We start from the raw sequence: 13030 nt of genomic DNA, 5'->3' as shown, positions 1-13030 counted from the left end.
AAGTCTCTTGATAAATCAGTTTACTAAATGTGTATAAAGCGCAATATTAAACTGAAATGACGAGTTATCACATGCTCAACATATATTAGCTACCCTGCACTATTTCTTTAAAGTATCAGTAGAAAATTCTAAAAGCATTTTTTCAGTAATAGGTTTACTCATATGGTAGCCTTGACCAATATGGCAACCTTGTTGCGTTAGTAATGCCATAATGCTTGCCGATTCAATACCCTCAGCGACAATCTTGAAGCCTAAATTAATGCCCACATCAATAATACTTTTAACAATAGCTTGAGACTTTTCATCGTCAAGCATGCCTAAGACAAAACTTTTATCTATTTTTAAAAAATCTAACTCCATATCACGTAAATAAGCAAATGAAGAAAAGCCAGTACCAAAGTCGTCAATAGCTAGTTTTATTTTTTTTGACTTTAATTTCTTAATTTTTTCTTGTACTGAGCCTATATCATTAAAAAATGTTGATTCTGTTAATTCAAGTTCTAATAATGCAGGGTTGATATTATACTTATCAATAAGTTGAAAGACTTGTTCAACAAAGTAAGGATCGGCAAAGTCAATGGCAGAAATATTTAACGACATTGGAATATTAGCTAACGAAGTGTTTTCCCAACTTTTTAATGTTTGGCAAGCTTTGTTTAATAGCCAATAGGTAATCTCTCGTATTAAACCGTTTTTCTCTGCTATATGTATAAAGCAGTCAGGATAAACAAGTTCATTAGGTGTTTTTTGCCAACGAATAAGCGCTTCTACACCACACAAAGAATTATCTTTTAAGCGCATTTTAGGTTGATAATGCAGTACAAAATTTTCTTCTTTAATCGCTTCACGTAATTGGCCGTCAATCATTACGCTATTAAGTGCAATTTTCTCTAATTTTTTATCAAAAAAGTGGTACGTATTCTTCCCTGATTCTTTAGCTTGGTACATTGCCATATCAGCTTTGCGAATAAGCTCATCTGAGCTAACTGAATCATCAGGCGATAAACTTACACCAATACTGCACGACATATAGTATTTTTTATCTTTAATATAAAAAGGCAATTTACATAACGCTAAAATGCGTTCATTAATTTGAACCACATGTGAAATATCATCTATGTCTTCTAGGATCACGACAAATTCATCCCCTCCTAAACGACCTAAAATATCACCCGCCTTTAATGCTGATTGGATACGATTTGCAAATTCAATCAGGTACCGATCGCCTTCTTGATGCCCTGCGGTATCATTAATTTTTTTAAAGTCATCTAAATCAATAAATAATAAACCTACTTTTAGGTTATGCCGTTTCCCCATAGCGATGGCATGGTTTAACACATCTAAAATTAATGAACGATTAGGTAAGTCAGTTAAGGCGTCATGGTTAGCTCTATACTTCAATAGTGCTTCATTTTTTCTAACATCAGTGATGTCACGACAACACCAAACTCGGCCAAAAAAATCACCATCTACAACTTCAGGCACAGAGTAAAACTCGTAAGAACGGTGATCTATAGTATCAAAGAAGCCATGCACTACCGCTAATTCATTATCTCTTATCGGCTGAATATCATTAGAAAAACTATCATGATTTACTAATCTTGACAGAAATAAGTCACAAGTAAGTACTTCGCCATTATTTAAGCGATCAACATCTAAATCCAAAAAATCAATGGCTGCTTGGTTAAGTTTTTCGATGATATTATCAGGACTAAAGCTAAAAATAGCTTCTGTACTTGCATTAAATAAAGCATCTTGCTTAGCAATAAGCTTTTCAGAATGGCGCTGAATTTTTTCATTTTTTGCAAGGTTTTCTTTTAAACTGATATTAATTTCATTGAGTTCAGTAGAAGACAGCGTGAGAGTGCGCTCCATAAATTCACGTTCGTCTTGCTGTTGGGCAAAAATATCGTCAATACCACTAATAAAGTCTTTAATACTTTTATGATTATCATATTCATGTAAATGTCTTTTTATCAGACGCTTTAATAACCTATTCATCTATTTCACATAGAGTAGTAATGGTCATTGTTTGGTTGTGTAAGGCACAAGCCTCACTGTTTAACATCGGTGAAAGTTCTCCATAAGAGTAGAATCCTGTATATGCCCATTTTTCACCCAGAATATCTTTAACAACCTCAACTTCTTCTTCACAGTAATTACCCAAGACTATTCTTCTACCTACGCAACTGATCAGTATGGCTAAGCCATTACTGTAATTATTGGGTATTCTACTCAACGCATGTTCTGCAGCAATTTCAGCACCATCAATTAAGCTACTGGTATTAGCACGCATTAACTGTACTGTTGCGCCTTCAGGCACATCTCCTGCAAACGTCATCGAACCATCTTCTTCATTGATACTCAAAATGGTTCTTGTCATTCTTTTATTATCAATTTTTAAAACCAGAGGGAATAATAAAGCTGAGGCCGGTAAATCATCGGCATGTGGACCCAAATACCTTTTATATAAAGCTAGAGCAGGACGATTATCTAATTCATAAAGCACATTACTTTTGGATTTAGTGATAGTTCTGTCAGGGCCAAACGCATCCCATCCGCCTATGCAACCATAGCCCAACGATAACCTCTCACCATAAAAACCCACTAAAACAATTTGCCCTAATTCAGTCGCATTATTATGCCAGACAAGTGTTTCATTAAAGTTGGTGCCATCACCTGCTAAGCCTCCTGTGACTAATATATCTTTAGGTAAATAAGCTTGCAAAGCATTCACTAGTTCCGTGCCATTTATTTGATGCCCATCTGACAATACCATCACATATCGAAGCCCTTCTTTATTAAGGCCATCAGCAAGATTTTTCACCACCTCAAGTACAGAGCTACCAGTAATTGATGCACTTTGAACAGAGATAAAAGAGTAGTCAAATTCAATAGCTGTTAAACATAAGCTGTCGTCATAGATCTTTGTTCCTTGAATTTCACCTGCTGTTGTACAACCAATAATATCTGCTTTTGGGTAGTGGCAGCGTATATCTGCCATTATCGCTTCATTTTTAACAAGGTCTCGGTTCCCAAAAAGTAAAACAAGATTAGCTTTTTCAATACTCTCGATGGGGCTTTCCCATCTGCCTAAAAGGTAAGTGTTCTGATGAAACTTCATGGGGCACCTACTAATTAACTATAAAAACGGGTAATTTCGCAATACTACAAACACCAATAAAATGTTTTATACTGACGCGTTATACGTTGCGCCTAATCATTTGTATAAACTGATATTATTTCATATGACTTTTTTAACTATAGCAAATAAACTTAATAGGATAATTTTTTATTTTCAGTCAAATTTATTGATACGTTAACCGAGATTAAAGGCCTATATAATTTTGGGCGAATGATTTACTTTTACTGGACTGTAATATACTTAATATGTAGTTGGTTTTTATTAAACGTTCATTAGGCATTTTTATAATTTTTTAGGTAGCTTACCAGCTTATAATAGGAAAATATGAATTCCATTGTTGTGACCATCGCCATATCATTGGACATTGCTGAGAATAAAAGAGATCTCTCATAAGGGCTCCCTTATCAAGTGTGCAATGCAGTTTTTTTTATCTTTTTTATTGCCTATTTATTACTTATTTATTACTTATTTATGCACCTAAAGGTCTCATGATTTGGTGTGAACTAAACCATCATATTGTTACATTTTGATCTTCCCCCCCCTATAAAATAAGTTAGTGTTTTTATAACCACTATTTTAAACTGACACGAAGAGAGAGTCCTATATGATACCCGTGGCACTTAAAAATAGAATTCATTTAATTTCCACTTACTTTTTTGTCAAAGAATATTACCGTTAACTACATAAGTGATACCCACTTTATACCTCTGCCAACTCACGACTAAAGTTAACCAACTGAATATTAAATAATTTACTGGCTTATTTAGTATTCATTACGCTTTATCAGTTTTCAAAGCAGCCCTAGTTCAGAAGTATATTTTTCCTAAGAGTAAATAGAGAGCAGAGCTATCGCCCAATGAAGCTAAACAATAAGAGCAGAGGGTACACGAAAATAGGATGACGCTACTAAAAAACAACAGTCAATAACTTGGGCGTAAAAACTCAACGTAACTTTTAACATAGATATTGAAACCTTTAACCAATCTGTGCGGCGGTTAAGGTTATAGCGAGTAGCTAGGATCCTTTGGCAATCAAAAAGTTCCTTTGTTACCTAAATACAAAACATGATGAATTACCCAAATTATTACCCACACAAAGTAGAGTAACGCCTCAGATAAGTCTGTTCGAATAAAAATAATAAACCATCATAAACAAAAGCAATATTCAAAAACTGGTTTATACATAGTAGGAGGCGCTTGTTTTAAATTCTAAATTATGTAGAACAGTTTAATAAGCGATAAATCGCCAATTTACACTCCGCCAAGAATATAAAAGATATATCAGTATGGAGAGTAGGTATCGTCATTTTATAAAAAACGTTTTATGTTACCTATACTTTGACAGCCTGCATTGGTGGTCATTTCACCTTCTACCATTACTTAATTATATCAGGCACTTAGAAATTGACATAAGAACAACAATCGATAAAATTACTGATAATGATAGATAAAACTATTAATAGATTGATGAGGTTGGAAAGCTCTATAGTTAACACATGTAAATATTTTTTTAATCTTAAAATAGCTGAATTAAAATATTTATCTAAAGAGCAGGCGAGACAGCTAAAAACACTTATCAACTTGGCGAGCTAATTTGAAAAATATATTATTGCTTGTCTATTGTTGAACACTTATTCGTTTTGGTCGCAGACCTCTATGAATGTTGACTTCAAGCGTTTAACATCCATAGGCTCTTGCCCCATTGCATCTAGTGTCACGTTGTGAAGCGCATTGGAAATCAAACGATTAACAATATTCCAATTTCCTTGTAATCCACATGTATCTGCCAATTCACAATCACCGCCATCCGACTTAACACACTCTGTTAATGCAATAGGCCCATCGATGGCTTCAATCACTTCTGCAATCGATATTTGATCAGATTGACTACTGAGTTTATAACCCCCATGAGATCCCCTAACTGATTCCACTAAATTGTTATGGATGAGTGACCGCATCAATTTACGCACGGTAGGTAGAGATAATGCCGTTAGCTGACACAATCTTTCTAGCGTAATTAGCTCATCGCGACCACACATTTTTAATACCACCAACAGCGCATAATCGGCCATGCGGCTAATTCTTATCATAAGTATTCTCTCGAAAATTTACTCACCTCATCTGGTCAGTAATTATATTTACTAGTATACCCCAATAGTATTCCTTTTTATTCCTAATACCACCCAGTAAATTTAATAAACGCTAAGATACTTCTGAAATAAAACCTAAAAAATGCAAGTTGTAACATTTTAGATAATATGTAAAACAAAGGTTAAGCGTTATCTCATCGAGTAAACATTCCACTCTCCCAAACAACAATAAATACTAATTTAGTATTGTATTAAATTTACGTGTCATATAAACTGACATACATTACTAAATCAGTATTCTTTATGGTGTTAGCGTTTCACAAAATACAATCGAGATCATCTACGCGTTTAAATAACCGTTAAAGATAGATCCTTGCCAAATTAATGTTTTTTATGATTTGGTCTGTGACACCACGCTATTTACTTTACACATCGACAAAAAGAGAGTTAATCATTATGAGCGAAAGCAATGTTATTGATGAGCGTATTAATTCCAGCTACGACGCGGGTTTTATCACCGATGTTGAAATGCAAACATTTGATCCTGGATTAAATGAAAATGTCATACGAAAAATATCAGCCAAAAAAAATGAACCCAAATACATGTTGGAATGGCGTTTAAAGGCCTACCAACAATGGCTAGAAATGAAGCGTCCAGAATGGGCGCAAGTCAATTACCCTGAAATAGACTTTGAAGCCATTGCCTACTATTCAAGTCCCAAAAGTCAGGACGACGCACCTAAAAGTTTAGCCGAAGTTGACCCTGAACTGCTTCGTACCTACGAAAAACTAGGTATTCCATTGCATGAACAAGAAATGCTGGCTGGTGTGGCCGTTGATATAGTATTTGATAGTGTTTCTATTATTACCACTTTTAAAGAAAAGCTTGCCGAGTCTGGCGTAATATTCTGTTCACTTTCAGAAGCAATCATCGAACATCCTGAATTAATTAAAAAATACCTGGGCTCTGTGGTGCCCGTTAAAGATAATTATTATGCCGCTTTAAACTGTTCGGTATTTAGTGACGGTTCGTTTGTTTATATACCTAAGGGGGTTAGGTGTCCAATGGAGTTGTCAACCTACTTCCGGATTAATGAGATGAACACGGGTCAGTTTGAACGTACCTTGATTATTGCTGATGAAGGTAGCTATGTGAGCTATCTTGAAGGTTGTACCGCGCCCTCAAGAGACGAAAATCAACTGCACGGGGCAGTGGTTGAGTTAGTCGCACTAGAAGGCGCGCAAATTAAATATTCTACTGTTCAAAACTGGTATCCCGGGGATGAAAACGGTAAAGGAGGTATCTATAACTTTGTTACCAAACGCGGTATCTGCCATACCAACGCAAAAATATCATGGACTCAAGTTGAAACAGGCTCCGCCATCACATGGAAGTACCCAAGCGTAATATTACTTGGCGATAACAGTGTTGGTGAATTTTATTCAGTGGCCTTAACCCGAAACGCACAACAAGCGGATACTGGGACCAAGATGATCCATCTAGGTCGTAATACTCGCAGTACTATTATTTCAAAAGGCATTTCAGCTGGCAAAGGATCTAATACCTATCGAGGATTAGTCAATATATCACCAAAAGCAGAAGGTGCACGTAATTTCACCCAATGTGATTCACTCTTAATTGGTGATAAATGTGCTGCACATACCTTCCCCTATATTGTTAGCAAAAATCCAAGTGCGATTGTCGAACATGAAGCGACAACATCAAAAGTCAGTGAAGATCAGTTATTCCTATGCCAACAACGCGGTATCGATCCTGAAAAAGCGGTATCGATGATTGTTAATGGTTTTTGTAAATCAGTTTTCAAAGAGTTGCCAATGGAATTTGCTGTTGAAGCTGGGAAGCTATTAGAGATCAGCTTAGAGGGTGCCGTTGGATAACGCGCTGCGAAGGGATCAAAAAAATTTCATGAAACAGACATCAGTCGTATTACCACACTGATAAAACTTGATTAAAAGATAATGAGGTCAATAGATGCTAAACGTTAAAAATTTAAAAGCCAAGATTGATGGGAAAGAGATCCTCAAAGGATTAAATATTGAGGTTAAACCTGGTGAAGTCCACGCCATTATGGGACCAAATGGGAGCGGAAAAAGCACGCTATCCAATGTACTAGCAGGTCGTGATAACTATGATGCGACCGATGGAACCGTCATCTTTGAAGGCAAAGACTTATTAACACTTGCGCCTGAAAATCGTGCACGAGAAGGCATTTTTCTTGCCTTTCAGTACCCGGTTGAAATCCCGGGAGTCAGTAACCTTGAGTTTTTAAAAACATCCCTTGAGTGTCTCCATACATATCAAAACAAGCCTCTTTTGAGTGCGGTAGAGTTTATGAAGCTGGCGCGTGAGAAATGTCGACTGGTTGATTTAGATGCTGGCTTTTTAAAGCGTGGTGTGAATGAAGGTTTTTCAGGTGGTGAGAAAAAACGCAATGAAATTATGCAGATGCTAATGTTAGAGCCAAAGTTATGCCTACTTGATGAAACTGATTCAGGTTTAGATATCGATGCACTTAAAGTAGTGGCTGATGGGATCAATCAGTTACGCAGTCCAGATCGTTCCTTTATCTTGATCACTCATTACCAACGATTATTGGATTACGTGCAACCTGATTTTGTACATGTATTAGCCGACGGGAAAATAATTAAATCTGGTGGAAGTGAGCTGGCGTTAGAGTTAGAAGAAAAAGGCTACGGTTGGTTAGAAAGTGGAACTGAGCAATCAGCAAATCCACTTAAGGTTTAACCATGAATAATCTACAGCAAATAACGACTGACTTTAGCAACGAGTATACCTCTCAAAAAAATCTGTGGTTACAAGGTATTCGTGATGCGGCAAGTGAACGCTTAAAAGCGCTGCAATTACCAACCAAAAAAACCGAAGATTGGAAATATCTTAAACTTGAAGAATTGTTAGCTGATGATCAACTCGACGTACAAAGCATACAAGTACTCGATTCAAAAAGTGACGACGACATTGATGAATTACTTTCGCAGTCTTTAATAAAGGACCTTAATGCGTATCGTTTAGTTTTTGTCAACGGTGTATTTGCGAATGGATTATCACACCTTGATAGTAACCCTTACAGCACTTTATTCTCTAAAGCTAACACCGCTCAGCAGCAACTCATTATTGATCATTTAGATACCAGTCATAACTACTACCACGACTATTTTTCTAGCCTTAACAGTGCACAACTTGAAGATGGTTTACTTATCCATATCCCAGGGCATTGTGAGGTCGACAAGCCCTTTTACATCGTAAATCTGACACAAGGTGCTCAGCCGAAAACAAACATGATGCGATTATTAATTATTGCTGAAACCGGCAGTAAAGCGACAATAATCGAGCATGAAGACGCACCACTCAAACACACGTCAATGGTTAATACTGTGATTGAATGTTTTGTAAATGACAAGGCGCATATCACCCATAGCCGACTGCAACTTGATGAGAGTGTCACGAGCATATGCAATCATCGTGTAAAACAAGGGCATCATAGCACTTATCAGCAACATCAAATTAGCCTTGCTTCTAAATTGAAACGTAATGATCTTACGGTGTCTTTGCAGGGGGAGTATGCAAGTAATGATATTCGAGGCAGTTTTTACGGTCGCCATCAACAAACCATTGATAACCATATTTGTATGCAACATATCGCACCAAATTGTAGCAGCAATGAAGTATTTCGAGGTTTAGTGGATGACCAAGCTAATGCTGTCTTCAATGGCCGCATTCATATTCATCCAAACGCTCAAAAAACATTGGCCGAGCTCAGTAACAAAAACTTATTACTTTCAAGCACTGCCACCATCAATACTAAACCTGAACTGGAAATTTATGCTGATGATGTAAGATGTTCACACGGTGCTACAGTGGGTCAAATCAATAGTGAAGCATTATTTTATTTACAATCTAGGGGTATTCCAAGGGTCGAAGCTAAACGTCTATTGAGCCTGGCTTTTATTGCTGAAATAGTCGAACAACTACCACACAATAGTGTGCGAGAGTTTGTTACACAGCGTTCATCTAGTTTACTTTCCTCATTACACCACGAAGGAGAAAGATAACGATGTCTTCTATAGATGCAGTTGAGCAAGACAACAGGTTTAATATTGCAAAAATTCGGCAAGATTTCCCCATATTAGATCAAAAGGTTAAAGGTAAACCTTTAATTTATTTGGATAACGCGGCAACCACTCAAAAACCACAGATTGTCATCGATGCTATTAGCCAATTTTATAGTATGAATAACGCTAATGTGCATCGAGGTGCTCACACGCTGAGTGATAATGCTACTGAGCTGTTTGAAAATGCACGTAGTAAAGTGCAAAATTTTATTCATGCAAAACATGCTCATGAAATAGTGTGGACAAGAGGCACAACAGAAGCGATCAATACAATTGCCAGTGGATTAGCGCAAAGCTTTTTAAAACCAGGTGATGAAATTATTATTTCAGCAATGGAGCACCATGCCAATATTGTGCCTTGGCAAGTGGCAGCAAAGCGAAGTGGTGCCAAACTTGTGGTAGCTCCTATAAATGAAAAAGGCGAACTAAATTTTTCAATTTATAAGACGTTACTCAATAAAAATACCGCAGTTGTTGCTATGACACATGTCTCCAACACACTTGGTACGATAAATCAGGTTAAAGAAATAGTGCAATCTGCACAGCAAGTTAATGCCATAACAGTGATAGATGGCGCACAAGCCATTGGTCATGGTTTTGTTGATGTCCAAGAGCTGAATTGTGATTTTTACGTCTTCTCAGGGCATAAGTTATTTGGCCCTACGGGGATCGGTGTGTTGTATGGTAAAGAAGCTCATTTAGAGCAATTACCCCCGTTTCAAACCGGCGGAGAGATGATAAAAACGGTCACATTTCAACAGTCAACTTGGAATGAATTACCCTATAAATTTGAAGCTGGCACACCGAATATTGCGGGTGCAATAGGACTCGCAGCAGCCATCGATTATGTAAACAGCATTGACCGAGTTGGCGCTATAGCACACGAACAGCGATTGACTAATTATTGTTCAGCGTTAGCCAATAGTATGGATGATATTCGTATTTACGGCACAGCAGAAAATAAGACGGCTATTTTTTCTTTTCTCATGGGTGATGCGCATCCAAGCGATGTAGGTACTTTGCTTAATCAACAAGGTATTGCTGTTCGAACGGGTCATCACTGTACGATGCCGTTAATGAATGAACTGGGCATTTTGGGCACGGTACGCGCATCATTTTCTATGTATAACACCGAAGAAGAAGTGGCAAAGTTATTTGCAGCATTGACTAAAGTAAGAACATTCCTCTAACGAAAAATTGACATTAACAAGGGTAATATTATGACTGTAATGACTTTTGAACCAAATAAACCACGTGTGTCTTTAAGTGATAGTGCTCGTGTTTATTTGTCTCAAAAAATAAAAAACAAGCAGGCAGTTGGATTGTGTTTTTCAGTAACGAAAAGTGGCTGCAATGGTTTTAAATATGTGTTGGATTTTATTGACAATCCCAGTACGGAAGAACATTTAGTCACCATTAATGACGATGAATTAAAACTCTACATCACTCAAGAAGCCTTACCCTTTGTTAATGGCACTGAAATTGATTGTGTTACCCAGGGATTGAACAAAGTGATTAAGTTTATTAATCCGAATAGCTCAGCAGAATGTGGTTGTGGTGAAAGCTTTTCAGTCTAATTATTCACTCAAAAAAATTGAAGAATACTGATGAGTCGTTAATAAATAATGGGGCATACAGAAGCATATTATGGAAAGAAAAATAATTTTAGTGAACAGAGAATGTCCAGCACGATTAGTGCCCGACGGAACTCCAATCACCATTAAAAAAGATACCTTCGTCACTCTAACCCAATCATTAGGCGGAGCATATACCGTGCTGATTAACGGTAATATGGCACGCGTTGACGGTACTGATGGTGATGCGCTCGGCTTTGAACCTATTGTCTTGGTCTTTGAGTTGTCAGAAGAGAAATCAGGCGATGACTCCGATGGTCACTCTGGTAATAAAACCGTGCTGGAAAGTAATGTTTGGAAGGCGATATCTGCTGTTTACGATCCAGAAATGCCGGTCAACATTGTTGATTTAGGTTTGATCTATGGCTGTAAAATAACCGGTCATACCGTCGTCATAACCATGACATTAACCGCTCCAGCTTGTGGTATGGGACCCGTACTGGTCGAGGATGTAAAATACAAAGTTGGGCTAGTGCCTAATGTCGATACGGTAAACGTGATTTTAGTACTTGACCCGCCATGGAGTCGTGAAATGATGACGGAAGAGGCACAATTAGAGCTGGGATTATTCTGATGACTAAATTATCTATTGCCAGCTTATCAGAAAGTCCTTTTGGTAGTGAAATCAAGTCGGGAGACATCAAAGACACACTAATTTTCTTTGATGACTGGGAGGATCGTTACCGTTATATCATCGACCTCGGCAAAGAGCTTTCTACCGTACCCGTATCCTATCGAACAGACGAAAATCTTATCGTTGGCTGTCAAAGTCAGGTATGGCTGATATGCGAATATGATGAAATAAATAATATGTTGTTGATGGCTGTCGATAGCGAAGCTCAAATTGTTAAAGGATTAGCGGCAATTGTCCTCAGTGCCTTTAATAAAAGAACCCCTCAAGCAGTAACCAATTTTAATATCGACGCCTTCTTTACTGACATTGATTTATTCAGTCATTTAAGTTCGATGCGTGGTAATGGTTTACGTGCCATGGTTAAAAAAATATTACACATCGCCAAGCAATATAGTTGAAGCACATTTCAATTAAAACTAAATTAACCAATATATCAATAAGTTAATAATAAAGGTTACGAGAAGTGATAAATGGATATAATGAAAGAAATTGAAGAACATATCAATAATAATGCAGTTATCATTTTTATGAAGGGTACGTCAGAACGACCTCTATGCGGGTTTTCTGCTATCGCCGTAAAAGCCTTAATTGCTTGCAGTGAAAATTTTGTTTCTGTGGATATATTAGCTAATCCAGAAATTCGAGCAGCATTACCCGTATACAGAGATTGGCCAATTTTCCCTCAAGTTTGGGCTAATGGTCAGTTGATTGGCGACGGCGATATTATCAGCGAACTCAATCAAAATGGCGAGTTAAAAGTCATTATTTCAGCAGCCGTGAAAAGTGCTGCGACAAAGCAGACTAAAGCGAGCACTATACCCGTTCCACTTGAAGATGCAGTTTCAGCCTTCGTGTCGTCACAGCAAAACTTGAGGGCAAAAGCATGTTAGCTAAACATAAGTTGGTACTCTCAGCCATTGCGCCTTTAATGTCTGAAATAATGCACCTGTCCACGCAATTGATAACCTAGAAACACAGCTGCCAACAGCGTAATCAATACCGTATCTTATAAACGTAGGAGGTCACTTTTTGGCCTCAAGGTCGATCACTATCATGAGTAACATTAAACAATCACTATTGGTCGCTGGCGAAAAACTTCGTGATGCGGATAAGTTGGCTTTTATTCCAGTAAAAATTATTGCGAGTGAAAAAGAAACCACCTTAAAAAAACCTAGTTGGTTAAAAATAAAGATACCAAGTAACACCGCTAAGGTAACAGAAATTAAACAAGCGATGCGTAAGCATAATTTAAACTCAGTGTGTGAAGAAGCGTCATGTCCTAATTTACATGAATGTTTTAACCACGGCACAGCAACGTTTATGATCTTGGGTGCTATTTGTACTCGCCGCTGTCCATTTTGTGATGTCGCGCATGG

12 protein-coding genes and 1 pseudogene are annotated in these 13030 nt (G+C 37.4%); 10 read left to right on the top strand and 3 right to left on the bottom strand.

Annotation, left to right across the window (positions count from 1 at the left end):
• Positions 1-99 precede the first annotated feature (99 nt).
• From H4J67_RS00060 to H4J67_RS00050, 3 genes are all read right to left on the bottom strand, one after another.
• Complete coding sequence (locus H4J67_RS00060; RefSeq protein WP_182176387.1) at positions 100-2001, bottom strand: bifunctional diguanylate cyclase/phosphodiesterase; 1902 nt, start codon at positions 1999-2001, stop codon at positions 100-102.
• Positions 1994-3124: an FIST signal transduction protein gene (locus tag H4J67_RS00055; RefSeq protein WP_182176388.1), complete on the bottom strand. Its 1131-nt coding sequence runs from the start codon at positions 3122-3124 to the stop codon at positions 1994-1996. Before H4J67_RS00055 ends, H4J67_RS00060 begins: the two co-directional genes overlap by 8 nt.
• Positions 3125-4775: 1651 nt before the next feature.
• Positions 4776-5234, bottom strand: a complete 459-nt coding sequence (locus H4J67_RS00050; protein WP_182176389.1) for an SUF system Fe-S cluster assembly regulator — start codon at positions 5232-5234, stop codon at positions 4776-4778.
• Positions 5235-5690: 456 nt separating this feature from the next.
• Between H4J67_RS00050 and sufB the strand changes: the two genes are divergently transcribed.
• The 10 genes and pseudogenes from sufB to H4J67_RS00005 form a co-directional block, all read left to right on the top strand.
• The gene (gene sufB / locus H4J67_RS00045) at positions 5691-7133 is read left to right on the top strand and encodes a Fe-S cluster assembly protein SufB (protein WP_182176390.1); all 1443 of its coding nucleotides are present in this window, start codon (positions 5691-5693) and stop codon (positions 7131-7133) included.
• A gap of 94 nt (positions 7134-7227) precedes the next feature.
• Positions 7228-8001: a Fe-S cluster assembly ATPase SufC gene (gene sufC, locus H4J67_RS00040; RefSeq protein ID WP_182176391.1), complete on the top strand. Its 774-nt coding sequence runs from the start codon at positions 7228-7230 to the stop codon at positions 7999-8001.
• A 2-nt stretch (positions 8002-8003) separates the two neighbouring features.
• Positions 8004-9326, top strand: a complete 1323-nt coding sequence (sufD, locus tag H4J67_RS00035) for a Fe-S cluster assembly protein SufD (protein WP_182176392.1) — start codon at positions 8004-8006, stop codon at positions 9324-9326.
• A 2-nt stretch (positions 9327-9328) separates the two neighbouring features.
• On the top strand, positions 9329-10576 hold the full coding sequence (locus H4J67_RS00030) for an aminotransferase class V-fold PLP-dependent enzyme (RefSeq protein ID WP_182176393.1): 1248 nt from the start codon (positions 9329-9331) through the stop codon (positions 10574-10576).
• Between the two features lie 30 nt (positions 10577-10606).
• The gene (locus tag H4J67_RS00025) at positions 10607-10963 is read left to right on the top strand and encodes an iron-sulfur cluster assembly accessory protein (protein ID WP_182176394.1); all 357 of its coding nucleotides are present in this window, start codon (positions 10607-10609) and stop codon (positions 10961-10963) included.
• Positions 10964-11033: 70 nt separating this feature from the next.
• Positions 11034-11594: a putative Fe-S cluster assembly protein SufT gene (gene sufT / locus H4J67_RS00020; protein ID WP_182202496.1), complete on the top strand. Its 561-nt coding sequence runs from the start codon at positions 11034-11036 to the stop codon at positions 11592-11594.
• On the top strand, positions 11594-12052 hold the full coding sequence (locus tag H4J67_RS00015) for a SufE family protein (protein WP_182202494.1): 459 nt from the start codon (positions 11594-11596) through the stop codon (positions 12050-12052). Before sufT ends, H4J67_RS00015 begins: the two co-directional genes overlap by 1 nt.
• A gap of 72 nt (positions 12053-12124) precedes the next feature.
• Complete coding sequence (locus tag H4J67_RS00010; protein WP_182202492.1) at positions 12125-12544, top strand: glutaredoxin domain-containing protein; 420 nt, start codon at positions 12125-12127, stop codon at positions 12542-12544.
• The gene (locus H4J67_RS21150; protein ID WP_259369188.1) at positions 12538-12624 is read left to right on the top strand and encodes a hypothetical protein; all 87 of its coding nucleotides are present in this window, start codon (positions 12538-12540) and stop codon (positions 12622-12624) included. Before H4J67_RS00010 ends, H4J67_RS21150 begins: the two co-directional genes overlap by 7 nt.
• 83 nt (positions 12625-12707) lie before the next feature.
• Positions 12708-13030: pseudogene (locus H4J67_RS00005) on the top strand (lipoyl synthase); the annotation flags it as partial.

Origin of the sequence: Colwellia sp. BRX10-4, from assembly GCF_014077465.1 — a bacterium.
Taxonomy (GTDB): domain Bacteria; phylum Pseudomonadota; class Gammaproteobacteria; order Enterobacterales; family Alteromonadaceae; genus Colwellia_A.
This window is presented reverse-complemented; position numbering and strand designations above follow the sequence as displayed.